This window comes from Cellulomonas sp. EB106-03-03-XG116 (genome assembly GCF_058792015.1).
The window spans coordinates 1-25,224 of the sequence record NZ_JBYTEP010000043.1 but is presented as its reverse complement, the minus strand read 5'-3'; the positions used below and the strand labels follow the sequence as shown (position 1 = coordinate 25,224).

Annotated in this window: 26 protein-coding genes and 3 tRNA genes; 16 read left to right on the top strand and 13 right to left on the bottom strand. The window is 75.5% G+C overall.

Annotated elements, in window-relative coordinates; genetic code table 11:
• Positions 1-60: 60 nt before the first annotated feature.
• Entirely contained in the window at positions 61-1,560 is a 1,500-nt protein-coding gene (locus tag AC3WUG_RS14865; protein ID WP_492328379.1) for an MFS transporter, read from the bottom strand.
• Positions 1,561-1,848: 288 nt separating this feature from the next.
• On the opposite strand from AC3WUG_RS14865, the gene AC3WUG_RS14860 reads away from it, so the two are divergent.
• The gene (locus AC3WUG_RS14860) at positions 1,849-2,916 is read left to right on the top strand and encodes a LacI family DNA-binding transcriptional regulator (RefSeq protein WP_492328378.1); all 1,068 of its coding nucleotides are present in this window, start codon (positions 1,849-1,851) and stop codon (positions 2,914-2,916) included.
• A 118-nt stretch (positions 2,917-3,034) separates the two neighbouring features.
• On the opposite strand, the gene AC3WUG_RS14855 is transcribed toward AC3WUG_RS14860, so the two are convergent.
• The 6 genes from AC3WUG_RS14855 to AC3WUG_RS14830 form a co-directional block, all read right to left on the bottom strand.
• Positions 3,035-3,457 (bottom strand): MaoC family dehydratase, encoded by a 423-nt coding sequence (locus AC3WUG_RS14855; protein ID WP_431838367.1) that lies wholly within the window; start codon positions 3,455-3,457, stop codon positions 3,035-3,037.
• Positions 3,457-3,906 (bottom strand): FAS1-like dehydratase domain-containing protein, encoded by a 450-nt coding sequence (locus AC3WUG_RS14850; protein ID WP_492328377.1) that lies wholly within the window; start codon positions 3,904-3,906, stop codon positions 3,457-3,459. Before AC3WUG_RS14850 ends, AC3WUG_RS14855 begins: the two co-directional genes overlap by 1 nt.
• 16 nt (positions 3,907-3,922) lie before the next feature.
• Positions 3,923-4,093, bottom strand: a complete 171-nt coding sequence (gene rpmG, locus AC3WUG_RS14845) for a 50S ribosomal protein L33 (RefSeq protein ID WP_146839572.1) — start codon at positions 4,091-4,093, stop codon at positions 3,923-3,925.
• A gap of 78 nt (positions 4,094-4,171) precedes the next feature.
• Positions 4,172-4,248: transfer RNA gene (locus AC3WUG_RS14840), tRNA-Met, on the bottom strand.
• 48 nt (positions 4,249-4,296) lie between these two features.
• A tRNA-Thr gene (locus AC3WUG_RS14835) sits at positions 4,297-4,368 on the bottom strand.
• Positions 4,369-4,537: 169 nt separating this feature from the next.
• Positions 4,538-4,619: transfer RNA gene (locus tag AC3WUG_RS14830), tRNA-Tyr, on the bottom strand.
• Between the two features lie 124 nt (positions 4,620-4,743).
• Between AC3WUG_RS14830 and AC3WUG_RS14825 the strand changes: the two genes are divergently transcribed.
• From AC3WUG_RS14825 to AC3WUG_RS14805, 5 genes are all read left to right on the top strand, one after another.
• Positions 4,744-5,244, top strand: coding sequence for a YajQ family cyclic di-GMP-binding protein (locus AC3WUG_RS14825; protein ID WP_154728866.1), 501 nt, complete (start codon positions 4,744-4,746; stop codon positions 5,242-5,244).
• 160 nt (positions 5,245-5,404) lie between these two features.
• The gene (locus AC3WUG_RS14820; protein WP_492328376.1) at positions 5,405-5,875 is read left to right on the top strand and encodes a WXG100 family type VII secretion target; all 471 of its coding nucleotides are present in this window, start codon (positions 5,405-5,407) and stop codon (positions 5,873-5,875) included.
• 5 nt (positions 5,876-5,880) lie between these two features.
• Entirely contained in the window at positions 5,881-6,690 is an 810-nt protein-coding gene (locus tag AC3WUG_RS14815; protein ID WP_492328375.1) for a hypothetical protein, read from the top strand.
• Positions 6,687-8,183 (top strand): alpha/beta hydrolase family protein, encoded by a 1,497-nt coding sequence (locus AC3WUG_RS14810; protein ID WP_492328374.1) that lies wholly within the window; start codon positions 6,687-6,689, stop codon positions 8,181-8,183. The genes AC3WUG_RS14815 and AC3WUG_RS14810 overlap by 4 nt, the downstream gene beginning before the upstream one ends.
• Positions 8,180-8,599, top strand: coding sequence for a hypothetical protein (locus AC3WUG_RS14805; protein ID WP_492328373.1), 420 nt, complete (start codon positions 8,180-8,182; stop codon positions 8,597-8,599). Before AC3WUG_RS14810 ends, AC3WUG_RS14805 begins: the two co-directional genes overlap by 4 nt.
• Before the next feature lie 22 nt (positions 8,600-8,621).
• On the opposite strand, the gene htpX is transcribed toward AC3WUG_RS14805, so the two are convergent.
• Entirely contained in the window at positions 8,622-9,497 is an 876-nt protein-coding gene (htpX, locus tag AC3WUG_RS14800; RefSeq protein WP_166941396.1) for a zinc metalloprotease HtpX, read from the bottom strand.
• Between the two features lie 117 nt (positions 9,498-9,614).
• Between htpX and AC3WUG_RS14795 the strand changes: the two genes are divergently transcribed.
• From AC3WUG_RS14795 to AC3WUG_RS14785, 3 genes are read left to right on the top strand one after another with little or no spacing between them, the layout of a single operon-like run.
• On the top strand, positions 9,615-10,469 hold the full coding sequence (locus tag AC3WUG_RS14795; protein ID WP_492328372.1) for an ABC transporter substrate-binding protein: 855 nt from the start codon (positions 9,615-9,617) through the stop codon (positions 10,467-10,469).
• Positions 10,470-10,495: 26 nt separating this feature from the next.
• Positions 10,496-11,383 (top strand): amino acid ABC transporter permease, encoded by an 888-nt coding sequence (locus AC3WUG_RS14790; RefSeq protein ID WP_492328371.1) that lies wholly within the window; start codon positions 10,496-10,498, stop codon positions 11,381-11,383.
• Positions 11,380-12,159, top strand: a complete 780-nt coding sequence (locus tag AC3WUG_RS14785) for an amino acid ABC transporter ATP-binding protein (protein ID WP_492328370.1) — start codon at positions 11,380-11,382, stop codon at positions 12,157-12,159. Before AC3WUG_RS14790 ends, AC3WUG_RS14785 begins: the two co-directional genes overlap by 4 nt.
• A gap of 93 nt (positions 12,160-12,252) precedes the next feature.
• Here the strand turns inward: AC3WUG_RS14785 and AC3WUG_RS14780 are convergent, their stop codons facing one another.
• A complete protein-coding gene (locus tag AC3WUG_RS14780) occupies positions 12,253-13,668 on the bottom strand; it encodes an FAD-dependent oxidoreductase (protein ID WP_492328369.1) in 1,416 nt (471 codons plus the stop codon).
• A gap of 123 nt (positions 13,669-13,791) precedes the next feature.
• Between AC3WUG_RS14780 and rarD the strand changes: the two genes are divergently transcribed.
• Entirely contained in the window at positions 13,792-14,787 is a 996-nt protein-coding gene (rarD, locus tag AC3WUG_RS14775; protein WP_492328368.1) for an EamA family transporter RarD, read from the top strand.
• Positions 14,788-14,824: 37 nt separating this feature from the next.
• Here the strand turns inward: rarD and AC3WUG_RS14770 are convergent, their stop codons facing one another.
• Genes AC3WUG_RS14770 through eccD form a run of 3 tightly spaced genes read right to left on the bottom strand, consistent with a single transcriptional unit; the run spans position 14,825 to position 18,846 of the window.
• Complete coding sequence (locus AC3WUG_RS14770) at positions 14,825-16,096, bottom strand: S8 family serine peptidase (RefSeq protein WP_492328367.1); 1,272 nt, start codon at positions 16,094-16,096, stop codon at positions 14,825-14,827.
• Positions 16,093-17,493, bottom strand: a complete 1,401-nt coding sequence (eccB, locus tag AC3WUG_RS14765; RefSeq protein WP_492328366.1) for a type VII secretion protein EccB — start codon at positions 17,491-17,493, stop codon at positions 16,093-16,095. Before eccB ends, AC3WUG_RS14770 begins: the two co-directional genes overlap by 4 nt.
• 3 nt (positions 17,494-17,496) lie before the next feature.
• Positions 17,497-18,846: a type VII secretion integral membrane protein EccD gene (eccD, locus tag AC3WUG_RS14760; protein WP_492328365.1), complete on the bottom strand. Its 1,350-nt coding sequence runs from the start codon at positions 18,844-18,846 to the stop codon at positions 17,497-17,499.
• Positions 18,847-19,224: 378 nt separating this feature from the next.
• On the opposite strand from eccD, the gene AC3WUG_RS14755 reads away from it, so the two are divergent.
• The 6 genes from AC3WUG_RS14755 (at position 19,225) to AC3WUG_RS14730 (ending at position 24,444) form a co-directional block, all read left to right on the top strand.
• Positions 19,225-19,536 (top strand): WXG100 family type VII secretion target, encoded by a 312-nt coding sequence (locus AC3WUG_RS14755; RefSeq protein WP_147795413.1) that lies wholly within the window; start codon positions 19,225-19,227, stop codon positions 19,534-19,536.
• Positions 19,537-19,554: 18 nt separating this feature from the next.
• A complete protein-coding gene (locus AC3WUG_RS14750; RefSeq protein ID WP_147795412.1) occupies positions 19,555-19,839 on the top strand; it encodes a WXG100 family type VII secretion target in 285 nt (94 codons plus the stop codon).
• A gap of 134 nt (positions 19,840-19,973) precedes the next feature.
• Positions 19,974-20,354: a hypothetical protein gene (locus AC3WUG_RS14745; RefSeq protein ID WP_492328364.1), complete on the top strand. Its 381-nt coding sequence runs from the start codon at positions 19,974-19,976 to the stop codon at positions 20,352-20,354.
• Positions 20,355-20,392: 38 nt separating this feature from the next.
• Positions 20,393-21,673: a S8 family serine peptidase gene (locus tag AC3WUG_RS14740; RefSeq protein ID WP_492328363.1), complete on the top strand. Its 1,281-nt coding sequence runs from the start codon at positions 20,393-20,395 to the stop codon at positions 21,671-21,673.
• On the top strand, positions 21,666-23,123 hold the full coding sequence (locus AC3WUG_RS14735) for a hypothetical protein (protein ID WP_492328362.1): 1,458 nt from the start codon (positions 21,666-21,668) through the stop codon (positions 23,121-23,123). The genes AC3WUG_RS14740 and AC3WUG_RS14735 overlap by 8 nt, the downstream gene beginning before the upstream one ends.
• A 94-nt stretch (positions 23,124-23,217) precedes the next feature.
• Complete coding sequence (locus tag AC3WUG_RS14730; protein WP_492328361.1) at positions 23,218-24,444, top strand: S8 family peptidase; 1,227 nt, start codon at positions 23,218-23,220, stop codon at positions 24,442-24,444.
• 174 nt (positions 24,445-24,618) lie between these two features.
• On the opposite strand, the gene AC3WUG_RS14725 is transcribed toward AC3WUG_RS14730, so the two are convergent.
• A partial coding sequence (locus AC3WUG_RS14725; RefSeq protein ID WP_492328360.1) for an FHA domain-containing protein occupies positions 24,619-25,224 on the bottom strand: 606 nt, incomplete at its 5' end.

The window sequence follows — 25,224 nt, the reverse complement described above, 5'->3', positions numbered from 1 at the left end:
GGCTCCACGGGGGTCGTGCGGGTCGGGTCGGGATCGGGGCGCGGCGGCCCCGGGCCGGGGTCAGGCCGGGCGGGCCGGCTCCGGCACGTGGTCGCCGGCGGGCTCGCGTCGGACGCTACCGGAGGGCACGCACACGGCGTCCTCACCCGCGGCGTGCGACGCGGGGACCGCGACCGGCTCGGCGGTGGCGACCACGGGGGCGCCGGGGTCGTCGGCGGCCGCCCTCGGCGCGGCACCGGCGAGGCCGTCCGGGCGGCGCACCGTCCCGGCCAGCAGCACCGACGCGACCATCGCCGCGGTGATGAGCAGCAGCGCGTGCCGGGTGCCCATGAGCTCGGCGGCGAGGCCCAGCAGCGGCGGGGCCGCGAGCGAGGCCGTCGAGGAGAACGACGAGATGACGGCCACCCGGCTCGCCGCGCGCAGCGGGTCGTCGGACGCGGCCGCGATGCCCAGGGGGACGGTCAGCGCGGCTCCGCAGCCCCACGCCACGATGCCGACGGCGGCGAGCGGCAGCGACGGCGCGAACCCGAACAGCACCAGGCCGCCGAACGACACCAGGCCCGAGGTGCGCAGCACGGTCACGCGGCCGTACCGGTCGATCAGCTTGGTGCCGAGCAGCCGGACCAGCGTCATCGCGCCGACGAACACGCCGAACATCGCGGCGCCCACGGCTTCGACCTGGTCGAAGCCGTCGACGACGGCGATCGCCAGCCAGTCGTTCGCGGCGCCCTCGGAGAGCGCGGCGGACATGATGACGACGCCGATCAGCAGCGTGCGGGGTTCGCGCCAGGCGCCGAGCGCCGAGCCGGGCCGGGCGACGCGGCGGACCCGGGCGGCGCGCAGCCGGCCGGCGAGGCCCGCCTCGAGCGGGGTGCGGCCCTCCGCGCGGGCGTCCCGGGCGGCCGCGAGGGCGGCCCGGTCCGGCGGCAGCGACTCGATGACCGCACCGGGCACCGACAGCAGCCGCCAGACGGTGCCGACGACGGCGGTGGCCACGAACTGGGCGAGCAGCGGCACGTCCGCCGCGGCGCACAGCGCGCCGATGCCGGAGCCGAGCACCGAGCCGATCGAGAACGCGGCGTGGAACTGCGGCAGCACCGTGCGGCCCATGCGCCGCTCGACGGCCGCGGTCTCCACGTTCAGCGGCACGTTGCCGATCGCGAAGCCGACGCCCGACAGGAAGATGCCGACCGTCAGCACGGGCACCGAGCCGATCGTGGGCCCGACGCCGATCAGCACGTACGCGGCGGCGAACGCCACCATCGACACGTAGAGGACGGCGCGGCCTCCGAACCGGTTCACCAGGACGCCGGCGACGGACACGGTGGCCAGCGAGCCGATCGAGCCGGCGATGAGCAGGCCGCCCAGCTCCGCGGTGCCCAGGTCCAGGGCCGCGCGCACGGCGGGCAGCCGGGCCAGCCAGCCGGACAGCATGAGGCCGCTCAGCGCGAACAGGCCCATGAGCAGCCAGCGGGCGCGGTGCACCGCGGGGTCCACGGGCAGGCGCGAGGTCGACGACGTCCCCCGCCCGGACCGGCCCGGCCGGCGGCCGCCGGTCACGGGGGCCTCAGGACGGGGTCGGCGGTTGGCCGGGCGGAGGGGGGCGCGCCCGGCGCGGGCCCGCTGCTGGCTCACGGCAGCTCCAGATCGGTGCAAGGGGGTGGTCAAGACGAGGTCCCGGCCGGGTCGAGGCCCGGTTCGAATCGATTCGATTCGAGGCGCCCGAGCGGGCGGTCGAATCGATTCGGGGGAGGTCACCAGTGTGCGGGTACGCTGGCGGCGGCGTCAACGACTCGCGGGGGGCGGTGACGCCTCTCACCCCCGAGCCCCCGACCCGGAGGCACCGCGGTGTCCCAGCGACCCACCCTGGCCGACGTGGCCTCCGCCGCCGGGGTGTCGGTCTCGACCGCGTCGCTGGCCTTCTCCGGCGCCGGCCCCATCGCCGAGGCCACCCGGCAACGCGTGCTCGACGCCGCCGCGGACCTCGACTACGCCGGCCCGAACCCGCTCGGGCGCCAGCTGCGCAGCGGCCGGTCGGGCATCGTCGGCGTGGTCGTCGGCGACGCGCTGCGCCGGTCGTTCCGCGAGCCGGTGTCCGTGCAGCTGCTCGACGGCCTGGTCGACACCATCAGCCCGCTCGGCCTCGGGGTGCTCCTGGTGCCCGGGTCGCTCGAGCCCGGCGCACCCGCGGTCGACCCGCTGGTCGAGTCGGCCGCCATGGACGTCGCCGTGCTCATCTGGGGCGGCACGCTGGACGACCCGACCCTGCAGGCGCTGCAGCGCCGCGGGATCCCGCTGGTCGTCGTCGAGGGGCAGGACCTGCCGGGGATCGTGACCGTCGGCATCGAGGACCGGGGCGGCGTCGCGGACATCGCCCGGCACCTCACCGACCTGGGCCACGAGCGGATCGCCACCGTCACGCTGCCGTTCGGCCCGGACCGGCGCAGCGGTCTCGCGGACGCCGAGCGGCTCGGGCAGATCACCTGGTCGATCGCGCGGCGCCGGCTGGACGGGCTGCACGACGCGGGCGTGTCCCCCGTCGCGGTCTACGAGACGCCGGCGTCGCTGGTCGAGCACGGGCACACCGCGGCCCAGGCGCTGCTGTCCGGCTCGGCCGCGACCCGGCCCACCGCCGTCGTCGCCCAGTCCGACCTGCTGGCGTCGGGCGTGGTGCTCGGCGCCCGCGAGCTCGGGCTGCGGGTGCCGGAGGACGTCTCGGTCGCCGGCTTCGACGGGCTGGACCTGCCGTGGCTCGCGCCGGACGTGCTCACGACCGTGGCGCAGCCGATCACGGAGAAGGGCGCGGTGGTCGGGCGGGCCATCGAGGCGCTCCTGGCGGGCGGGACCCCGGCGGACGAGGTGCTGCCGGTCGAGCTGCGGCTCGGCACCACGACGGGTCCCGCGCCGGGGGCGTGAGCGCGGCGGGCGCCGATACCCACCCGGTTCTCACGAGACCGCCCTCATGATCGAGGGGCAGCGCGAGAATCCGCTGGGGAAGCGTCCGGGCGCGCGCCGGGGCGCCGCCCGGGTGCCGTCAGGACAGGCGGACGAGCGCCTGGCACTTGGCCAGCACGCGCGCACCCGCGGCGGTGACCGTGAGGTCGATCCGCGCGGTGCGGGTGTCGGCGTCGAGCGCGCCGACGACCGCCACGACCTCGACGGCCGCGGCCCCCGGGTCCGGCACCGGCACGGGCCGGGCGAACCGGGTCTGGTAGTCGACGACGGCACCGGGGTCGCCGGCCCAGTCGGACACGACGCCGACGGCCGCCCCCATGGTCCACATGCCGTGCGCGATGACGCCGGGCAGCCCGACCTCGGTCGCGAACCGCTCGTTCCAGTGGATCGGGTTGAAGTCGCCGGACGCGCCCGCGTACCGCACCAGGCGGGACCGGTCGACGGCGAGCTCGCGGCGGCCGACCTCCTGGCCGACGGCCAGCTCCTCGAACGCGGGGGCCATCAGGCGTCCTCTCCGCGGACCGCGAGCGTGGACGTCACCGTGGCGACGGGCTCGCCGCCCTCCGCGTGGATCACGGCGCGGGTCGTCACCATCGACAGACCGGCGCGCTCGGTGACCGCGTCCACGTGCAGCACGGTGACCAGGCGGTCGCCGGCGTGGATCGGGCGGTGGTGGATGAACCGCTCGTCGGCGTGCACGACGCGGCTGAAGTCGATGCCCGCCGCGGGGTCCTCGATCAGCTGCGCCTCGGCGCGCTGCGCCACGACGACGGCGAACGTCGGCGGCGCGATCACGTCGGGGTACCCGAGTGCTCGCGCCGCGTCGACGTCGGTGTGGGCCGGGTGCGTCGCCCCGACCGCCTCCGCGAACGCGCGGAGATGCTCGCGGCCGACCTCGTACGCCTCGTTCGGCGGGTACTCGCGTCCCGCGTACTCGGGGTTGACGGCCACGATCAGAGCCGCTGGGTCAGCGGGTCTCGCGGTGCAGCGTGTGACGGCCGTCGCGCGGGCAGAACTTCTTCATCTCGAGCCGGTCGGGGTCGTTCCGACGGTTCTTCTTCGTGATGTAGTTCCGCTCCTTGCACTCCGTGCAGGCGAGCGTGATCTTCGGACGGACGTCCGCGCTCTTGCTGGCCATGGTCTTGCCACCTCTCGCGCCCGAAGCGCTTGGATCTTCGTCGTCGGGCGCCGGCGGACGCCCCACTGGATTCAGTGCTGGTAGCGGGGGCGGGGTTCGAACCCGCGACCTCACGATTATGAGTCGTGCGCTCTCACCAACTGAGCTACCCCGCCTCGGGTGCGCACGCCGGCCAGACGATCCTGGCCTGCGACACACCACAGAGCCCCGAACGGGATTCGAACCCGTGACCTCTTCCTTACCAAGGAAGTGCTCTACCACTGAGCTATCGGGGCAGCGCGGACCAGGCTACACGGTGCTCCTGGCCGGTGCGAAATCGGCTCCCGCCCCCGCGTGATCGCGCAGGTCGGGGACCGCTTCCGTGCCGGCCCGGAGCAGGCCGAGCCCGGTCCGTGCGTGGCGACGGGGCGCCCTCCGTGAGGAGGACGCCCCGTCGTCCGTGCGTGGCGGGTGAGGGATTCGAACCCCCGTAGGCGATGCCAGCTGATTTACAGTCAGCCCCCTTTGGCCACTCGGGTAACCCGCCAGGGTGCGCGCCTCGGTGACTGCGTCGCCGGGGTGCGGATGGAAGGATAGCAAGGGTTCGGGCCGGTTCCGAAACCGGCCCCTCGTCGGCACAGCAGCACCCGCACCACAGGTCAGGAGGAGTCATGGCGAGCGAGTCGTCGTTCGACGTCGTCAGCAAGGTCGACCGCCAGGAGGTCGACAACGCGCTGAACCAGGCCATCAAGGAGATCGCGCAGCGGTACGACTTCAAGGGCGTCGGCGCCTCGATCGCGTGGAGCGGCGAGAAGATCGTCATGGTCGCGAACTCCGAGGAGCGCGTGCGCGCCGTCCTCGACGTGTTCCAGACCAAGCTGATCAAGCGCAACATCTCGCTCAAGGCGCTCGACACCGGCGACGGCGACCCCAAGCCGTCCGGCAAGGAGTACCGCCTCGAGGCGTCGATCAAGGAGGGCCTGTCCTCCGAGATCGCCAAGAAGGTGACCAAGCTCATCCGCGACGAGGGCCCCAAGGGCGTCAAGACGCAGATCCAGGGCGACGAGGTCCGGGTCTCCGCGAAGGCCCGCGACGACCTGCAGGCGGTCATCGCGCTGCTCAAGGGCGCGGACGACATCGACGCCGCGCTGCAGTTCATCAACTACCGCTGAGCCGGTCGGCGCTCCGGCGCCGAGATCGCAGGAGGCGTGGGGTTCCGGGTGCCGGGACCCCACGCCTTCTGCGGTCTCGGCGCGGCCGGGAGGTCGGTCGTCCACAGGCGGCGCAGGTGGGGCTGTTGCCGGTCCCTGACCTCTGCTTCGATCGTGGGGCATGACGGCAGGGGGAGACCCGGAGACGATCCGGCAGCACGCCAGGCGGCTGCGCGCGACCGCGGAGGCGGTGGCCCGCACCGGTGACCGCGTGCGGGCGGGCGCGGGCGTCGAGTGGGTCGGCGTCGCGGCCGACCGGTACCGCGAGCGCCTCGCCGAGCACGCGCGACGGGTGACGGCCGCGCAGGACGAGCTGCTCGGCACCGCGGGCGCGCTCGACCGGCTCGCCGACGAGCTCGAGGACCGGCAGGCGGCGATCCGCCGGGCGATGCGGTTCGTCGAGGCCCGGCTCGACGACGCCCGGCGCACGGTCGGCCGGCTCGCCGGCGTGGCGGACGACGTGCTCACGGCCGCCGAGCAGGCGGCGCGCCGGGCCGCGCACGGCGTGCTCGGCACCGTCGCGGGCGGCCTGCCCTCCCCCGGCTCACCGGACTGGTCCGGCGTCGCCGACCGGATCGGGCGGATCGGGTGACGGCCGTGCTCGCGCCGGTGGACGGCGCGCTCCGGGCCCGGCTCGCCGAGCACGAGTGGGCGGTGGCGAGCGCCGGCGTCGCCGGGCTCCCCGGGTGGGCCGAGGTGCTGCCGGTCGACCGGGACGGATCGCCCGTCGCACCACCGCCCCCGCCGGCCGACGCCGCCGCCGCACCCGCGGGGGTGGATCCCGTGCTCCGCGCCGCCGTCGAGGGCGGCGCGGCCGCGCTGGTCGCCGTCGAGGTCGCCGCCGCCGCGGGCGAGCGGGCGCTGCTGGCGGTGCTGTGGTCCGACGCGGAGGCCGGCTCGGGCGTGGCGCGCGGCGTCGACGTCGTGCCCGACGCAGGGCTCGCCGGGACCACCCCGCGCCCCGGGGTGGAGGTCAGCGCCTTCCCGGTGGCTGGGCTCGTCGACGAGGTGCTGCGGCACGTCCCCGACGCCCCGGTGCGCGTGGCGGCGGCTCCCGCGACCGTCCCGGAGGAGCTGACGATCGCGCTCGCCCAGGCGATCCGGGGCGGCGACACCGCCACCGTCGACGCGCTGTGCGCCGAGCTCGGCACCGACGGGCCGCCCGCCGTGGTCGAGGCGGCCGTGCGCGGCGTCGACGGCAGCCTCGTGGTGTCGGTCGCGAGCCGCGGCCGCACGGACGTCTCGACGCTCAGCCTGCTCCGCACGGACGCCGGCTGGGTCGAGCTCACCCGCACCGCCGACGGCCAGGTCGTGCACACGCCGCGCAGCCGCGAGGACGTGCGGGCCGCGCTGCTCCACGACCTGACCGGCCGGTTCGCGACCGCGACGCCGGAGGACGACGCGTGAGCATCAGCGTGAGCGGCGGCGCGGGCGGGATGGGCGCCCGCCTGCAGGACCTGCGCTCGGAGGCCGGGGTGCTCGACGCCGCCGGCGACGAGGTCCGGCGGTGGAGCGGGTCCGTCGCCGCCGTCGCCGTGCACCCGGACGTCACCGTCGCCACCCTGCTCTGCCCCGCGGAGGTCGCGGCCGTCGCGGGCGCGGTCGCCGCCGCGACGATCGGCGCGAACGGGCTGCTCGTGGTGAGCACCCGGCTCGAGGGCACCGCCGTGTTGCTACGGGCGTCGGCGACGACGTACGAGCTCGTCGACGCCACGCAGCAGCGGGTGCTGGAGGCGCTGCAGAACGCCGCCGGGTTCGCGCTCGGGGCGGCGCTGCCGTTCGTGGCGGCGGGCGGCGGGCTCGTCCTGCTCGTCGGCGCCGGGACGTCGCCGCCTGCCGCGTGGCCGGCCCTCGTCGTGGTCGTCCGGAACGCCGACCCGTCCGCCCTCGGCGGGCAGGCCGCGGCCGGGCTCTACGACAACCCCTGGCTCCTGGAGTCGCTCACCCGCATGGCGCCGAGCCTGGTCCAGGGGACGACGTGGAGCTTCGGCACGCTGCTCGGCGGACCCGCCGGAGGGCTCGCGCTGCCGTTCGCGCTGTCCGGCGGGCGGTGGCCGACGGGGTCGTACGAGGACGCCGTGGGCGGGCTCGTGCACGCGGGCGGGCTGCTCGGGATGTTCCAGGACACGGGACAGGTGGGCGTCGGGGAGGTCGACGGCGACTGGGCCGGCCACGCGCCTCGCTCCGTCGCGGACGTCTTCCGGGAGCAGTACCGGCTCGGGCAGGACGAGGGGCAGGTGCAGATCGTCCGCGTCGCGCAGCCCGACGGGTCATCCGCGTGGATCGTCCAGATCCCCGGCACCCAGGACTGGGCTCCGCGGCGGGGCGACAACCCGGTCGACCTCACGACCAACGTCCGGCTCATGGCGGGGCAGAGCACGCACCTGCAGGCCCAGGTCCGGGAGGCCATGCGACTGGCCGGTGTCGGCCGCGACGAGCCGGTCATGCTCACCGGCCACAGCCAGGGCGGCATCACGGCCGCCGCCCTCGCCTCGGACCCGTCGTTCCGCTCCCAGTTCGAGGTCCGGAGCGTCGTCACCGGCGGCTCGCCGATCGCGCGGTTCGACATCCCCGACTCCGTGTCCGTGCTGTCGCTCGAGCACGACCAGGACGCCGTGCCGCTGCTCGAGGGCCGCGAGAACCCCGACCGCGCGAACTGGGTCACCGTGCAGCGTTCGCTCCCGGGCTCCGACTTCACGGTGCGGGATCCGCTGTCGGACCGGACGACCCTCACGACGGTCCAGCCGGGAGTCGGTTCCGCGCACGGCACGGACGTGTACGCGGACACCGGGCGGGCCGTCGACGCCTCGACCCATCCGAGCGTCCAGCGCTGGCGGGACCTGCAGTCGCCGTTCTTCGCAGGTGAGGCCGAGGTCACCCGCTGGGACGTGAGGCGATGACCCGGAACCGGACGATCATGGCGTCGATCGCCGTCTCGGCCGCGCTGGCGCTCTCGGGATGCGTCGCCACGGCCTCCGACGGCGACACGGGCGGCGTCCCGGACGAGGAGATCGCACGAGCCATCGCGGACCTCGACGGCGTCGAGGCGACGGACGTCGAGTTCGACGACTCGTTCGGCTACGGCTCCCGGTACACCGGGGACATCGAGGTCGCCGCGAGCGCCGATGCCGGCTGCGTCCTGGTCCGGTCGCTCATGCTGCTCAAGCAGGGCCGACCGGGTGTCGCGCTCTCCAGCGTCGAGGTCCGCCACGGCGACACGACGCTGACCATCAACGACCTCACGTCCGACCAGTTCCGGGCGCTGAACGCCACGACGGCTCCCGCCGACGGCAGGTTGCAGGTCCCCTCGTGCTAGGTGCCGCGGATGCGGGCACCGCTCAGTACCGCTCCACCCCGCCGTACCCCGCCATGCGCTCCAGCCGCTGGATCCGGTCCGCCATCGGCGGGTGCGTCGCGAACATCCGCCCCATCCCCGCGCCCTTGAACGGGTTCGCGATCATCAGGTGCGACACGTCCACCAGGTCCCGCTCCTGCGGCAGCGGCCGCGCCGCGGTGCCCTGCTCGAGCTTGCGCAGCGCCGAGGCCAGCGCGAGCGGGTCGCCGGTGAGGGCCGCGCCGTCCTCGTCGGCGTCGTACTCGCGGGTCCGGCTGATCGCGAGCTGGATGAGCGTCGCGGCGAGCGGGGCGAGGAAGACCATGAGCAGCGCGGCGATCGGGTTGCCGCCGCGGTCGCGGTCGTTGCCGCCGCCGAAGAACAGGGCGAACTGCGCGACGGAGGTGATGACGCCGGCCACCGCCGCCGCGATGGACGACGTGAGGATGTCGCGGTTGTAGACGTGCATGAGCTCGTGGCCGAGCACCCCGCGGAGCTCCCGCTCGTCGAGGATCTGCAGGATCCCCTCGGTGCAGCAGACGGCGGCGTTGCGGGGGTTGCGGCCGGTGGCGAAGGCGTTGGGCGCGGCGGTCGGCGACACGTACAGCCGCGGCATGGGCTGGCGCGCGGCGGTGGAGAGCTCGCGGACGATCCGGTACATGGCGGGCTGCTCGATCTCCGACACCGGCCGCGCGTGCATGGCGCGGATCGCGATCTTGTCGGAGTTCCAGTAGGAGTACGCGGTCATGGCGAGGCCGGCCAGGGCGAACAGGAAGATGTACCGGCCGTTCGCCACGAACGCGCCGATGCCGAGCAGCACGGCCCACAGCACGCCGAACAGCAGCGCCGTCTTCAGACCGTTGTAGTGCCGGTGACCCATGTGCGTCCTTCCTCCCTCGCGGCCGACAACTCGTCCCGCGCTCCAGACAACGCTGCAGGCCGTCCGGCAGTTCCCCTACCCTGACCCCGCACATCCCCACGTCCCCGAGGAGACACCGTGCGCACCGTCCGCATCCTTGCCCTGGCCGCTGCGAGCGCGCTGGCGCTCGCGGCCTGCGCGCCCGTCGACGAGGGGAGCGACGCGACCGCGTCGTCCGCCGCGGCCGACGGCGCGCTCGACACGCTCACCGAGGGCGTGCTGACCATCGGCACCTCCGACCCGGCCTACGAGCCGTGGGTCGTCGGCAACGACCCGAGCAGCGGCGAGGGCTTCGAGGCCGCCGTCGCCTACGCCGTCGCGCAGCAGCTCGGCTACGACGCCGACCAGGTCGAGTGGGTCCCGGTCACGTTCGACCAGATCATCGCCCCGGGCGCCAAGTCGTTCGACTTCGCGATCAACCAGGTGTCGATCAGCCCCGAGCGCGCCGAGAACCTCGACTTCTCGTCGTCGTACTACGACACCGCGCAGGCCGTCGTGACGCTGGAGGGCTCGCCGGTCGCCGGCGCGACGTCGCTCGCCGAGCTGAAGGACGCGAAGCTCGGCGCGATGGTCGGCACCACCAGCCTGACGACCGCGCAGGACGCGATCGACCCGAGCACCGACATCCAGGTGTTCAACGACAACGACCAGGTGAAGCAGGCGCTGCAGGCCGGCCTGGTCGACGCGATCGTCGTCGACCTGCCGACCGCGCTCTACATCACCGCGGCCGAGCTCGACGGCGGCGTCCTGGTCGGGCAGCTGCCGGTCGACGACGCGGCCGAGTCCGACCAGTTCGGCCTGGTGCTCGACAAGGGCTCCTCGCTGACCGAGCCCGTCACCGAGGCCGTCGACGCGCTGCGCGAGGACGGCACGCTCGCCGACCTCGAGTCGCAGTGGCTCACCGACGCGGCCGGCGCCCCGGTCCTGCAGTAGTGCCCGCGGGACCCGCGGACCCCGCGATGCCGCCGGACGGCGCCCACCCCGCGTGGGCGCCGTCCGACCGGCAGCGCGCCCGCGACGCGTACCGGCGCGGCCAGACCCGCCGCTCGACGGTGGTCGCCCTGGTCAGCACCGTCGTGGTGGCGGGTCTCGCCGTGCTCGGGCTGGTGAGCTCGCCGGGGTGGCCCCGGGTCAAGCAGTCGTTCCTCGACCCCGAGGTTGCGTGGGCGTCGCTGCCGAAGGTGCTCGAGGGCCTGTGGCTGAACGTCCGCGTGATGGCGGTGTGCGCGGTGATCATCGTCGTCGTGGCGATGCTGCTGGCGCTCGCCCGGACGCTCCGCGGGCCGGCGTTCTTCCCGCTGCGCGCGCTCGCCACCGGCTACGTCGACGTGTTCCGCGGGCTGCCGCTGATCCTCGTGCTGCTGCTCGTCGGCTTCGGCCTGCCGGGCCTGCGGCTGCAGGGCATCCCGACCTCCGCGGTGGTGCTCGGCGGCCTGGCGCTGGTGCTGACGTACTCGGCCTACGTCGCCGAGGTGTTCCGCGCGGGCATCGAGTCGGTGCACCCGTCGCAGATCGCGTCGGCGCGGTCGCTGGGCCTCACGCGCGGCCAGACGCTCCGGCACGTCGTGCTCCCCCAGGCCGTGCGCCGGGTGGTCCCGCCGCTGCTGAACGACCTGGTGTCGCTGTCGAAGGACTCGGGCCTGATCTCGATCCTCGGCGCGGTGGACGCGGTGCGCGCGGCGCAGATCCAGACGGCGACCTACGCCAACTTCACGCCGTACGTGGTCGCGGGCGTGCTGTTCGTGCTGCTGACCATCCCGCTGACCCGGTTCACCGACGCGCTCGCGAAGCGCGGCGGCTGGCTGGGGTCGCAGAGCGGGCTCGCGGGGGCGGGGGCGATGCGATGACGGGCCCGACCTACCGCGCCGCCCCCGACGTGGTCCCCGCCGGGTCCCCCCTGCTGCGGGTGGACCGGGTCCGCAAGTCGTTCGGCGACCACGTGGTCCTCGACGACCTGTCCCTCGACGTCGCGGAGCACCGGGTCGTGGTGCTGATCGGCGCCTCCGGCTCCGGGAAGTCGACGCTGCTGCGGTGCGTCAACCTGCTGGAGGAGGTCGACGACGGCGTCATCGAGGTCGCCGGCCAGGAGGTCACCGACCCCCGGGTCGACGCGAACGCGGTGCGCGCCCGGATCGGCATGGTGTTCCAGGCGTACAACCTGTTCCCGCACCTGCGGGTGCTCGACAACGTGACGCTGGCTCCGCGGCTAGTCCACAAGGTCGGCAAGCGGGAGGCCCGGGAGCGCGCCGCGGCGATGCTGGAGCGGGTCGGGCTCGGCGCGAAGGCGCAGGCGTTCCCCGACGAGCTGTCGGGCGGTCAGCAGCAGCGCGTGGCGATCGCGCGGGCGCTGGTGACGCAGCCGGCGCTCATGCTGCTCGACGAGGTGACGAGCGCGCTCGACCCGGAGCTGGTCGGCGAGGTGCTGGACCTGCTCGGGGAGCTCAAGGACGAGGGCACGACCATGGTCGTCGCCACGCACGAGATGGCGTTCGCCCGGCACGTCGCCGACGAGGTCTGCTTCCTGCACCAGGGCCGGATCCTCGAGCGCGGCCCGGCGGAGCAGGTGCTGGGCGCCCCGCGCGAGCCCCGCACCCAGGAGTTCCTCCGCCGCTTCACGGGCTGACCCGGGGCGGCCCACCCCACGACAGTGGAAGGTTGTGACGGACGCGCCGTGCGCGTGTCCGTCACAACCTTCCACTGTCAGCCGGGCTGCTGGTCAGGCCTCGCCGGCCGCCTCGGCCAGCGCGATCCGGACCATGTCCTCGCGCGGCACGACCTTGACCCGCTCGCGCCCGTGCGGCTCGCCCAGCGCCCGCTCGTACGCGTCGAGCAGCTCCCAGCCGGCCCAGTGGATCGGGCGGGCGCCGCGCGCGGTGAGGAAGTCGACGACCGCCTGCGGCTCCGGCTCGGTGGCGGACAGGAACGGGTTGCCCGGCTCCGCGACGTCGCCGGCGTCCTCGACGAGGTGCCGGATGGTCTCGCTCGCGTCGGACTTGGTGTGCCCGATCAGGCCGACGGGGCCCCGCTTGATCCAGCCCGTGGTGTAGACGCCGGGGACGGGCTCGCCGTCGACGTCCACGACCCGGCCCTCGCGGTTGGCGATGACGCCCTTGGCCTCGTCGAACGGCACGTCCACCAGCGGCGAGCCGAAGTAGCCGACCGCGCGGTACACGGCCTGGACCGGCCAGTCGTGCGTGGCCCCCGTGCCCGCGACCGAGCCGTCGCCGGCCAGGGCGGTGCGCTCGGTCCGCAGCCCGACGACCTTGCCGTCCTCGCCGAGCACCTCGACCGGCTTGTGCAGGAAGTGCAGGTGGATGCGGCGGCTCGCCGTCAGCTCCTCCGGCTCCTTCAGCGTCCAGTCGGTCAGCGTCTTGACGACCTGCTTGGTCTGGTTCGACGAGTGGATGGCGGCCATCGAGCCCTCGTCGAAGTCGAAGTCCTCCGGGTACACGACGACGTCGACGTCCGGGACGTGGCCGAGCTCGCGCAGCTCCAGCGGGGAGAACTTGGCCTGGGCCGGACCGCGCCGCGCGAACACGTGCACGTCCGTCACCGGGCTGGCCTTGAGGCCGTCGTAGACGTTCTGCGGCACCTCGGTCGGCAGCAGGTCGTCGGCGTGCTTGGCGAGGATCCGGGCGACGTCGAGCGCCACGTTGCCGGCGCCGAGCACCGCGACGTGCTGCGCGGTCAGCGGCCAGGTGCGCGGCACGTCGGGGTGGCCGTCGTACCAGGACACGAAGTCGGCGGCGCCGTACGACCCGTCCAGCTCGATGCCCGGGATCGGCAGGTCGGCGTCCTTGATGGCGCCGGTCGCGAAGACCACGGCGTCGTAGTGCCGGCGCAGGTCCTCCAGCTTGAGGTCGACCCCGTAGTCGACGTTGCAGATCAGCCGGATGTCACCGCGCTCCAGCACCTTGTGCAGGGCGACGATGATCTGCTTGATCCGCGGGTGGTCGGGGGCGACGCCGTAGCGCACCAGGCCGAACGGGGCGGGCAGCCGCTCGATGAGGTCGATGGAGACGTCCAGGCCCGAGCGGCTCAGGATGTCCGAGGCGTAGATGCCGGCGGGGCCGGCGCCGACGACGGCCACGCGGACAGGGCGGTTCGAGGTCACGCAGGTGCCTTCCTTCATGGGGTCCGCCGACCAGTGTAGGACGGCCTAACCTCTGCCGATCTGCCGCGACTTCCCGCCGTTCTGCCCGCGGGGGCGTGGACGGCGCCCGGGCGCGTGGGTGGGCGGCGCTAGCGTCGGGTCGTGAGCACGCCCTCCCCGTCCGCCCCCGCCGGCCCGACCGCGGCCCCCGTGGCCCCCGCCGCCAGCGGCGCCCTCGACCCCCGGGGCCTCGCCGCCGGCCTCGGCGCCTACCTGCTGTGGGGCGTCCTGCCGCTGTACTTCGAGCTGCTGAAGCCGACGGGCGCCGTCGAGGTCGTGGCCCACCGGGTGCTCTGGTCGCTGATCTTCTGCGCCGTCGTGCTGTCGGCCACCCGCACCTGGCGCGCGCTCGGGGTCGTGCTCCGCTCGCGCCGGACGATGGCGCTGGTCGCGGCCGCGAGCGTCCTGCTGGCCGTGAACTGGCTGACGTTCGTGTTCGCCGCGCTGGGCGGGCACGTGGTCGACGCCGCGCTCGGCTACTTCATCAACCCGCTGGTCACCGTGCTGCTCGCGGTCCTCGTGCTCCGCGAGCGGCTGCGCCGGACGCAGTGGGTGGCGCTCGGGTTCGGCGTGGCCGCTGTCGTCGTCATCACGGTCGGGCTCGGGCGGCTGCCGTGGGTGGCGCTGACGCTCGCCGGGTCGTTCGGCGTCTACGGCCTGCTGAAGAACCGCGTCGGCCGCAGCGTCGCCGCCGCGCCGGGGCTCGCCGCGGAGACGCTGGTGCTCGCGCCGGTCTCCGCCGGGTACCTCATCTGGCTCGGGGCGTCCGGCGGGTCGACCTTCGCCGCCACCGGCGTGTGGCACGCGCTCGCGCTGGCCGGGACCGGCATCGCGACGGCGCTGCCGCTGCTGCTGTTCGGGGAGTCGGCGCGCCGGCTGCCGCTGAGCGTCGTCGGCAGCATGCAGTACCTGGCTCCGGTGCTGCAGCTGATCATCGGCGTGCTGGTGCTGCACGAGACCATGCCCCCGGCGCGGTGGTGGGGGTTCGGGCTCGTCTGGGTGGCCCTCGTGCTGCTCACCGTCGACGGGGTGCGGACCCAGCGCGCGCAGCGGCTGGGTGCGGCGGCCGCGGCACCCGCACCCGCCGTCGCGTCCTGACGGGCCCGGCCACCCGGCCGAGCCCGCGCGGCGACGGTCAGCCCCTCCGGCGCCGCCCCGCCACCCGCGCGGCCAGCGCCGCGAGCAGCACCACGGCGGTCCCGCCGATCCCCCACCACACGGCTCCGGCGCGCGCGCCCGCCAGCGGGTCCGCCCGCGGCGACACGTCGACGGTCCGCACGTCGGCCGCCTGCGCGTCGGGGCGCCCGTGCACCGGGCTCACCGGCCCGGGCGCGGTCCCGTCGTCGACGAACGCCAGGGCCGCGTCCGGCCGCACCACGCCCCAGCCGACGAGGTCGTCCCGCTCGGCCGGCTGCGCGCGGGCGGCGGTGACCTCGAGCCGGTACGCCCACTGCGCGGGCGTCTCCTCGGGGTACCGCTCGGCGAGCAGCGCCACGGCGGCGCTGACGTAGGCGGTCGCGAAGCTGGTGGAGGTGCCCTCGCCGGACAGCATGCAGTCGCCGGCCGCGTGGAAGGTCGTGAGGACGTTGGTGCCCGGCGCGGCGACGTCGACGTGCTCGCCGTGGATCGCGTCGCCCGCGGGCCGGTCGTCCACGTCCACGGCGGTCACCGACAGCACGCCGTCGTACGCGGCAGGGTACCGCGGGCCGTCGGTCTCGTCGCTGCTGGTGTTCCGGTTGCCGGCGCTGGCGACCACCAGGGACCCGGCCGCGGTCGCCCGCCGGACGGCGTCGGCCAGCGCCGGGGTGTCGTTCGGCGTGCTCATCGAGACGTTGACGACCCGGGCCCCCGCGGCCACGGCGGCGTCGATCCCCGCCGCCATGCGGCCGGCGTCCGGGGCGACGCCCTGCTCCCGGGCCTGGTCGTCGTCGGCGTAGTAGACCCGCACCGGCAGGATCGTGGCGCCGGGCGCGAGGCCGACGACGCCCGAGTCGGCGTCCGGCAGCAGCCGCGCGGCGATCTGCCCCGCGACGGCCGTGCCGTGCCCGGCGGTGTCGGTGCGGCCCGCGGGGTCGCCGGCGGCGCCCACCAGGTCGACCCCGGGGACGACGACGTCGGCCAGGTGGGCGTTGCCCGGGTCGACGCCGGAGTCGACGACGGCGACCAGGACGCCCTCGCCCGTCGCGGACCGCCAGGCGCGCTCGGCGGCCAGGCGGGCCAGGGCCGGCGGGGCCTCGGCGACGTACTGGGTCTTCTCCTGGGTGCACTGCGTCGTCGTGGCGGCGGGCAGCCGCGCGGGGACCGGGCCCGCCGCGAGCGCGGCGCCGACGCCGGGGCCGGTCAGCAGGAGGGCGGCGGCCAGGCCGGCGAGGACCGGACGCCCGCCCCGCGCGGGTCGGGGCGTCACGGCGCCTCGGTGCTCGCGCCCGTCGAGCCCGTCGTCGCGTTGAGGCCGGACGCCGCGGTGCCGCCCGAGACCTCGGTCGCGGCCGCCTCGACGGTCAGGTCCGGCCCGGCCGGCAGCAGGTCCGCCCACGCCGGGGGCACCCGGGTCACGTCGTCGGGCACGTAGCCGAGCCGGGCCAGCACCTCGTCGCCCGCGTCCGGCACGGGGTACGCGCGGCCCGAGCCGTCCACCAGCCGCACGGTCGCGGCCGCGCCGTCCGTCGTCTGCGCGCGCACCAGGGCGCCCGATCCCGGAGCCACCCGCACGCCCGCGGCGACCTCGGCCCCGTCGCGCAGGACCAGGTCGACCCGCTCCGCGTCGCCGGTGGTGAGCACGACGCAGGCGGTCGACCCGGCGGCCGGCAGGGTCGGCACCACGGCCGGCAGGTCCGCCGGCGCCACCGGCGTCGCCGAGGTCCGCACGGCGGCGATCTCCGAGGCGGTGACCTCGAGCGGCTGCGCGGCGAGCTCGCCGGCGCCGAGCAGGTACAGCGGGTACGCGAGGTCAGACAGCGGCGCCAGCTCGCCCCGCGCGTCGACCACGTAGCGCCGGGCGCCGTCGCCGACCCCGGTCACCTCGACCAGCGTGCCGACCCGGGTGTCGATCGGCAGCCCGCCCTCGGGCAGCGCGGCGTCACCGGCGCCGTCGACGGTGAGCGGCGCGAGGTCCGAGCCGACCGGCACCAGGTTGAGCCAGTCGGCGCCCGCGGCGAGCGGCGTGGCGGTGTCCAGGCCGAGCGCGCGGAGCACCGCGGCCTCGTCGCCCGCGGGGATGCGGTGCCGGGTGCCGTCGGACACGAGGTAGAGGGTCCCGGCCGCCTGCACGAGAGCGCCGGCTCCCGGGTCCGCGACCGGGGCGGGGGCGTCGGGGTCGATCGTGAGGGCGGTGCCGCCGTCGGGCGCGACGCACGCCTCCCAGCCCGTCGCCGCCAGCCGGCTCGCCAGCGGGAGCTCGTCCGGGGCGCCCGCGATGCCGATGGTCGCGCCGCGCGGCGCGTCCGTGATGTCGTCCTCGCTCACGTCGACCACGTGGAACGAGCCGGAGTCGAGCACGAGGCGCGCGCTCGTCACGTTGAGCACCGGGTGCAGCGTGCCCTGGATGCCGACGTACCGGCTGCCGTCGCCCTCGACGATGATCAGCGACTGGTCGTCCCAGCCGTCCGGAAGGGTGGGGCTGAGCAGGCCGAAGCCCAGGCTGCCGAGCACCAGCAGCACCGACAGCGAGACGCCCGCGACGACGCCGCGCAGCGGCTTGGTGGGCTCGAGCTCCCGCCCGCCGGGCGCGCCGCTGGTGAACGCCGTGAGCAGCCGCCGACGGCTGTACGTCTGGGCCTCGACGAGGTCGCGCTTGGACGCCACGGGTCAGACCAGGCCCGCCGCGACGACGCCGAGCGGCAGCAGCAGGGCCAGGCAGGCGATCTCCAGGAAGTCGCCGAGCCGCGCCAGGCCGACCCGGCGGCGCGGGGCGACCAGGCCGAGGCCGACGACCACCGCAGCAGCGGCCCCGGCGACGCCCACGAGCGCCGGGCGCCAGCCCGGGTGCTGCGCGGCGGCCACGACCGCGACGACCACCAGGAGCGCCACCGACAGCCCGACGGTGAGCAGCACGTCGAGCCGCGAGTAGGTCTGCCGCGTCGCGAGCAGCAGGCCCGCCGCGGCGAGCACCAGCAGCACGGTCGCGGCGACGCCGGTCGCGACCACCGCGGGCGCCGACACCAGCGCGAGCACCCCGATCGCGACCCGCAGCGCCACCTGGATGCGGTGGCCCGCGGCGAGCTGCGCCCGCACCCGGGCGGACTGCACCGCGGGCGGGTCGGCGAGGATCTCGGCGTCGTTGCGCGGCGACACCACGCGCAGCGGCGTGCTCGACAGCGCGAGCCACGGGACGCCGATGCTGGCGGTCGCGACGACGGCCACCACGACGGCGAGCACCTCGCCGGGGCGGGCGTCGGTCAGGGCGATCGCGGTCCCGGCCACGGCGAGCGCGAGGCCGCCGGCCAGCGGCGCGGCGCTCAGCTCGCGGCGGTCCACGAGCGCGGGCATGCCCAGCAGGCCCGCGACCAGCACCCCGGTCCCGGCGAGCGCGGCGGGCCAGCCCCAGGACGGCGGCGCGGAGGTCGCGGTCAGCCCGGCGACCGCGGCCAGCACCGGCGCGGTGAGCACGAGCACCCGGCCGGCAGCGGGCTCGGTGCCCACGCGTCCGACGACGGCGCCCGCGACCAGGGCGAGCAGCGCCGCGAGCGCGGCGACGACCGGCGGGACGAGGGACGACTGGTCGGCGCCGAGCAGCAGCGCGGCGCCGGCGAGCAGCAGCGCGCCGGCCGCCCACGCGGCGCTCAGCGCGGAGTCGCGCGGCGTCCAGGGCGCGTACTGGTTCTCCACCGCGTCGGCCACGGCCTCCACGACGTCGTCGTAGATCCGCTCCGCCTCGCGGCGCGCGCCCGACTCCAGCGTGAGCACGGCGCCGTCCTCGACGCCCTCGGCGAGCAGGCTGCGCGCGGAGTCGATCGGCGTGCCGTCGGCCCGCACCAGGCGGTAGCCGCCGTGCGCGGTGGCGGCGTCGAGCAGGCCCAGCGCGCGGGCCAGGCCCGGGACGACCTCGGCCATCGGCACGGCGCCCGGGATGCCGAGGTCGAGGCGGCGGTCCCCAGCGGTCACCGACACCCGCACGAGCGTCCCCACGGACGTCGTGCTGGCGGGTGCGTCTGTCATCGGGTCCCCTGTACTCCCTGGGCAGGTCGGCGGTCAGCATAGCGACGGCAGCCGATCCCGCCCGCGGGGCGCACGGGTGGGCGCGGCCGTCCGGGTGGACTCGCGGGCCTGGTGCCCGGACGGCGGTCCCCCGCGCGGAGGGCGATGTGCCCGGCAAATGGGACGCCGGGTGACAGACCACGCGGCCCGACTGGGCCGAACGGGTGATCCGTGACACCAGTCAGCGTGGTTGTCCACAGGGCGGGTGATCCCACCTGACGTGTCCGCGACCTGTCGGATAGCCTCGTCGCGGTTCCGGGGTCGAGTGAGCTCGGGCACAGGCGGCGCCGCAGGGGTGCACGTCAGGCAGGCCCACCGGGCCGTGTAGGGGGAGGTGACATGGCAGCAGAGGTCTCCGCAGCAGACGGCGCGCTCAAGCAGGGCGCCGACGCCGTGGTCCAGAGCCGTGGGGAGCTGCAGCGCGAGCTGAGCGCCCTCGAGGGCAAGCTGTCCGGCATCGGGTCGCACTGGCAGGGCCAGGGCGCCGTCGCGTTCAACGCGCTGATGGCCCGGTGGCGCGAGGACGCGAACAAGATCGTGTCCGCGCTCAACGAGTTCGAGGCCAACCTGCTCACCTCGCAGTCGACGTACACCGCGTCGGACGAGTCGCAGCAGTCCACCTTCAGCCGCCTTCAGGGCCGGCTGGGCTGACCGGGAGAGGACGAGACGATGGCTGACCTCAAGGTCAACTTCGGTGGCCTGTCCACCGCCGCCGCCGACATCCAGTCGAGCGCGAGCAACATCGAGTCCCGCCTGGCGGACCTCGACCGCTCCCTGCAGCCGCTCCGGGCCAACTGGTCCGGCGAGGCGTCGACCGCCTACACCGCCGCCAAGGCGAAGTGGGAGGCCGCGCTGACGGACATGAAGGCGCTGCTGGCCGACGTCGGCCGCGCGGTGTCGACCTCCGGCGAGGAGTACCAGTCCACCGAGCGGGCCAACGCCGCCCGCTGGTGAACCACCCCGGCCGCGGCGCCTGAGCGCCGGGCCGACCCAGCACGACCCGCGCGGTCGCGCCCGCCGTCACCCACGACGGCTGCGGCGCGACCGCGCGGCCATCGCGTCGCAGGGGGCGACGCGGACGAGACTTCTTGCGGAGGACGGACGTGGCAGGCGACGTCGAGCTGGACACGCAGGTTCTGGAGGGCCGGCTGCGCCAGCTGGTGACCCTGTTCGACGACACCGAGCGGCTCAAGGGCCAGATCGAGTCCCTGCGTGCGAACCAGACCGGCGGCGTGTGGCCGGAGGAGATCCCCAGCGTCCAAGATTTCGCGAACCGGTACCGCGAGGCGTTGCGGCAGGCGGAGGACCGCCTCGCGGCGATCCGGACGGCGATCGACGCGTGCAGGCAGGCTCTCAGCGACACGGGGCGCTCGCTCCAGGAGCAGGACGCAGCGGTCCAGGAGCAGTTCCGCCAGCTCGAGGCCCGGTTCGACTCAGCCAGCTCCTCGCCGTCGGGCCGCGGGCTGTGAGGTCGGCGACATCAAGCCGCGCCCGTCGCGCGGCCGCGATGGGCGCCGTGGTCGGCGCGCTCGCTCTCGTCGCTCCGGCCTCAGCAGACGCGGCGAGCGGGGACGTCGACGACGGCCGCTGGTACTACTCTGCGACCGGGCTCGCGGAGCTGCACGAGCGCACGACGGGCGAGGGCGTCACGGTCGCGGTCCTGGACGGGCGGGTCAACACCCAGGTCGCCGACCTCACCGGCGCGGACGTTCAGCCGCACGAGCCCTCGTTCTGCGCGGCCGAGGCCGGAGGCCCGGCCTACCCGGGGACGACGACCGACGCGGACGGCAAGCACGCCACCTCGATGGCGACGATGCTCGTCGGCCAGGACGTCGGGACGGGCGGGGCCGCCGGCATCCCGGGCGTGGCGCCCGGCATCACGCTCCGGACGTACGCGATCATCGTCGAGGGGCTCCCGTGCGAGACGCCCGCGGGCCAGGAGAACAGCCAGGACGATGCGTTCCGCGCCGCTCTCGCCGACGGCGCGGACATCATCGCGGTCCCGGGCGACAACAACTTCTCCTCGACCGTGATCGCGGAGGCTCTGCGGGCCGGCGCCATCATCGTCGCGGCCGGTGGGAACGAGGGCTTCCTCGGCGGTCTGCCCGCGACCTACAACGGCGTCCTCAGCATGGGCACGGTGACGCCGGACGTCACCCTGGCCGAGGGCAACCCCGGCAACGAGCTGCTCGGCGCGGTCGCTCCTGGCGCCAACATCCGCGCCCTGAACGGGACCTACGACGGCTACGTCACCACGACCGGGTCGTCGAACGCGACGGCCTACGCTGCCGGCGCGCTGGCCCTTCTGTGGTCGTTGCACCCTGATGCCTCAGCCGGCCAGATCCTCCAGGCGATGGTCCACACCACGGACGGGCAGGTCAAGGAGACCCCCGTCCACGACTTCGGCTGGGGATACGGCACGGTGAGCCCGCGGGGCATGCTCTCGGTCGACCCGTCGACCTACCCCGACGCCAACCCGTTCCTGGTCGACGACGCCGACAGGAGCCCGACGGTGGCCGAGGTGCTCGGCACGGCCGCGACGGGCTCCCCGGCAGCCGAGGCCGAACCAGACGACGCAACGGACGACGGCGACGTGTCAGCCGTCCCTGACGCGACCGACGACGCATCCGGCCTCCCCGTCCCCGCACTCGTCGGAGGAGGAATCGCCCTCGTCGCCGCCGCCGCGGTCCTGGCGCTCCTCCTCGCACGGCGGAGACGCACCGCACAGCCGGAAGCGGGGACGCAGGACGCCGTAACGCCGACCTACGCAAGGGGGAATCATGGGTGACCACGCCGACCAGCTGAGCCGTGCAGGCGAGGCCGACCTGGGTGTCGTCGACACGTCCGTCCGCCAGCTCTCGTCCTACTCGTCGAGCATGGAGCCCACCGTCGACACCCTTCGTGCCGTGGGCAGCGAGCCGGGGGTCACCGGTGCGAGCGCCGACGCCGCGAGCGAGACGTTTGCGACGCTCGCGCGCGACGTGGCGACCGTCGCCGACTACCTGACGAAGCTCGCTCAGGGCGGCGCCCAGGCGAGCGCGGCGATCGTCGCTGCGAAGCAGGCGTACGCAGCACTCCCGGACGGCGAGCTGTCGTTCGGGGAGCGGGCTGCCCTCACCGCCGCCGGCACCGTCGCCCTTCCCGGGGTGGGTACGGTCACCGGCATGGTGGCGGGCGAGGTCCTGTCGCGCCAGCGTGAGCAGAAGCGCGAGGCGGAGGCCGCGGCTGCGCTCGGGGATCTCGACTCCGCGCTCTCGGTCATCGACGTGGGGCCCCCGGCGTCACGAAGCAGCGAGGACCCCGCGTCCGGCACCACCGGAGGAACCGGCGGCTCGTCCGGCGGTTCGGGCGGTCCCAGCGTCTCCGGCGGTTGGTCCGGCGGCTCGTCCGGCGGCATCAGCCAGGGCGTCAACGCCTACTCTCCCGGCTCCGGCGGCAGCGCGGGACTCGTCGGGTCTTCGTGGACGCCCGGCGGTGGCTCCACCGGCGGGGTGACTACCGGCTCCGGCGGCTCCGGCGGCAGCGGCTCGGGTGGCACCGTCAGCTCCGACCCGATCTTCACCGGCGGCGGCTCGACCGGCGGCGGCAGCGGCCTCGGTGGCGGTCACGTCCCCGGTTCGGGCGACGGCACCTCCTCCGACGGCCTCGTCGGCGGCACCATCCCGGGCGGCTCCGGCACGGGCGCCGGCGCGTTCCTCGGCGGCTCCGGCTCGTCGGGTGGCAGCGGCGCGAACAGCCTCGCCGGCCTCGGTGCGGGCGGTCTCGCGGGCGGCCTGACCATCGGAGGCGCGGCGCTCGGCGGCGCGGGCCTCAACCGGCTCGCCGCCGGCGGCGCGGGTGGCATGGGCGGGCTCGGCGGCGCGGGCAGCGTCGGCGGCCTCGGCGCTGCGACGGGTGTCTCGCTCGGGACGGTCGGTGCTGGCACGTCCGGCTCCGGCTTGTCCGGCTCGACCTCCGCCCTCGTCCAGGGCTCGCAGGCTGGCACCGCTGGCGCTGGCGCATCCGGTGCCCGCTCCGGCGGCATGATGGGCGCCCCGATGGGCGGCGGCGGCGGTGCGGGAGCCGCCAAGGGCTCGAAGCGCCGCGGCTCCGGCGGGCTGCTCGCCCCGGACATCGACGTCGAGGAGGGCGCCGAGCGCCCCGACCTGGGCGCGGCCGCACGGGCCGGCGGGCGCGACTCGCTCCGCCCCAGCGCCCCGGTGTCCGGCATCGTGGACGACGACCAGGACGACTGGTGAGTTCGGCGCGCGGCCGGCGGGCGGCGGCGTGAGCCGCACCACCGGCCGCGCGCGTCGTCACTGCCGTCGGCCCGCGTTCACCGTTGCGACAGCCGTGGCTGCCGCCGCCACCGCGACGGTGCTCTGTCCGGGCTGGGCCGCCGCCGCGGTCCCCGGCGCGGACGACGGGCGATGGTTCTACGAGGCGACGGGCCTCGCCGAGCTCCACGAGCGCACGACCGGCGCCGGCGTCACCATCGCGGTGCTCGACGAGGCGGTGAACCTGGAGGTCGCCGACCTCGCGGGCGCCGACGTCCAACCGCACGAGCCGTCGTACTGCGCCGCCGAGGAGGGCGGAGAGGCGTACCCCGCCACCTCGGTGGAGGCCGTGGCGAAGCACACCACGTCGATCGCCACGATGATCGTGGGCACCGACGCGGGCGCCGGGGGCGCTGCCGGCATCCCTGGCGTGGCTCCCGGAGCGACCGTGAGGACCTACGCGGTCCGTTACGGCGACCTGCCGTGCGAGACACCTGCCGGCCAGGAGAACTACCAGGACGACGCCATCCGGGACGCCGTCGCCGACGGCGCAGACATCATCGCTGTGCCCGGTGCCGGGACATTCACGACGGATGGCATCGCCGACGCGCTGCGCGCAGGCGTCATCGTCGTCGCGGCCGCGGGCAACGACGGCGAGCTGACCGGCTTGCCGGCGATCGCGAACGGAGTCGTCACCGTCGGGACGGTCACCTCGGACGTCACGCTCGCCGAGGGCAGCCCGAACGGCCCCACACTGGCAGCCGTCGCCCCGGGAGCGCGCATCCGCGTGATGCAGGCGGACTGGAGCACCTACGGGACGACCACGGGGTCGTCGAACGCCACGGCGTACACCGCGGGAGCCCTCGCCCTGCTCTGGTCGCTCTACCCGGACGCGACCGACGGCCAGATCATCCAGGCGCTGATCCACACCACGGACGCCGAGGTCAAGGAGACACCCTCCCGCGAGACGGGATGGGGCTACGGCACGGTCAGCCCTCGCGGACTCCTGTCCGTCGATCCGACCACCTACCCGGACGCGAACCCGCTGCTCCTGGACGACGGCCGCGCCCCCCTGGTCTCTGACGTCGTCGGCGGTGACGAGCCGACCGCGACGCCGGCCAGCGAGCCCGCCGGCGCGGCAGTCGACGACGTCGCGACGGCCGACACCGCCGCGCCGAGGCCCGGCTCCGGGATCCCGGCGGGCGCACTCGTGGCGGGCGCGGTCGGCGTCCTCCTGGTAGCCGGCACGGCAACTGCGGTCGTCCTCGGCCGTCGGCGTAGGGCGCGGCCTCCAGGGGCCTGACCGCCGGCACGGGATGCGCGCGATCCGGTGCGCGCCGCAGGCAGCGAGCAGGACCTCACGCGAGCGGGCACGTCGAGGTGCTTGATCTGAGAGCACGAACGCGGCGGTGCCGGTGCCCGCGGCCGACGTCGATCGAGCCGGTACGTCGCCTCGCCGAGCTCCGCGACGCGTCCCTCAGCCCCGCGCCGCCCCCGGCGCGTCGATCCGCACCCCGCGGTCCCCCACCTGGATCGTCGACCCCGACGGCACCAGCACCCGCTGGTCCGCCGGCACCGGCACGACCCGCCCGCCGGGCAGCCGCAGCGTCGTCCCGTTGCCCGACCCGGCGTCGGACACCCAGAACGTGCCGTTCTCGATCCCGAACCGCGCGTGCGTGCGCGAGACGCTGCGCTCCGGGTCGTCCACCACGATGACGTGGTCGCAGCGCTCGCCGGCGGCCGGGCGCGGGGCGCGGCCGATGAGCCCCGGCCCGGTGACGGACATGACCTGGCCGGTGTCGAGGGTGACCAGGAACGGGGACGGCTGCGCCTGGTGGTGCACCACGCGCGGGGCGGCGGGCTCCGGGGCCGGCTGGGCCGGGACCACGGGGCGGATGCCGACGGACGCGGCCTCGGCGGCGGGCTGCGCCGCGGCGGCCGGGGGCTGCTGCGGCTGGTCCACCGCCGGGGCCGCGGGGGCCTGCGCGGCGGCCCGGGCGGCGCGCCGACCGGTCGGGGCGCCGGTGGCGCCGTCGGCGGACGCTGTCTCTTCTCCACATCTGACGCTGCCGACGAAGGCCGT

Excerpts from the sequence above, each read along its gene's own strand:
- AC3WUG_RS14820 (WP_492328376.1), top strand. The coding sequence starts at position 5,405 with ATGACGGCAGGGGGAGACCCGGAGACGATCCGGCAGCACGCCAGGCGG.
- AC3WUG_RS14790 (WP_492328371.1), top strand. The coding sequence starts at position 10,496 with ATGCCGCCGGACGGCGCCCACCCCGCGTGGGCGCCGTCCGACCGGCAG.
- htpX (WP_166941396.1), bottom strand. The coding sequence starts at position 9,497 with ATGGGTCACCGGCACTACAACGGTCTGAAGACGGCGCTGCTGTTCGGC.
- AC3WUG_RS14740 (WP_492328363.1), top strand. The coding sequence starts at position 20,393 with ATGGGCGCCGTGGTCGGCGCGCTCGCTCTCGTCGCTCCGGCCTCAGCA.
- AC3WUG_RS14805 (WP_492328373.1), top strand. The coding sequence starts at position 8,180 with ATGACCCGGAACCGGACGATCATGGCGTCGATCGCCGTCTCGGCCGCG.
- AC3WUG_RS14750 (WP_147795412.1), top strand. The coding sequence starts at position 19,555 with ATGGCTGACCTCAAGGTCAACTTCGGTGGCCTGTCCACCGCCGCCGCC.
- AC3WUG_RS14855 (WP_431838367.1), bottom strand. The coding sequence starts at position 3,457 with ATGGCCCCCGCGTTCGAGGAGCTGGCCGTCGGCCAGGAGGTCGGCCGC.
- eccD (WP_492328365.1), bottom strand. The coding sequence starts at position 18,846 with ATGACAGACGCACCCGCCAGCACGACGTCCGTGGGGACGCTCGTGCGG.
- AC3WUG_RS14780 (WP_492328369.1), bottom strand. The coding sequence starts at position 13,668 with ATGAAGGAAGGCACCTGCGTGACCTCGAACCGCCCTGTCCGCGTGGCC.
- AC3WUG_RS14825 (WP_154728866.1), top strand. The coding sequence starts at position 4,744 with ATGGCGAGCGAGTCGTCGTTCGACGTCGTCAGCAAGGTCGACCGCCAG.
- AC3WUG_RS14755 (WP_147795413.1), top strand. The coding sequence starts at position 19,225 with ATGGCAGCAGAGGTCTCCGCAGCAGACGGCGCGCTCAAGCAGGGCGCC.
- rpmG (WP_146839572.1), bottom strand. The coding sequence starts at position 4,093 with ATGGCCAGCAAGAGCGCGGACGTCCGTCCGAAGATCACGCTCGCCTGC.
- AC3WUG_RS14785 (WP_492328370.1), top strand. The coding sequence starts at position 11,380 with ATGACGGGCCCGACCTACCGCGCCGCCCCCGACGTGGTCCCCGCCGGG.
- AC3WUG_RS14735 (WP_492328362.1), top strand. The coding sequence starts at position 21,666 with ATGGGTGACCACGCCGACCAGCTGAGCCGTGCAGGCGAGGCCGACCTG.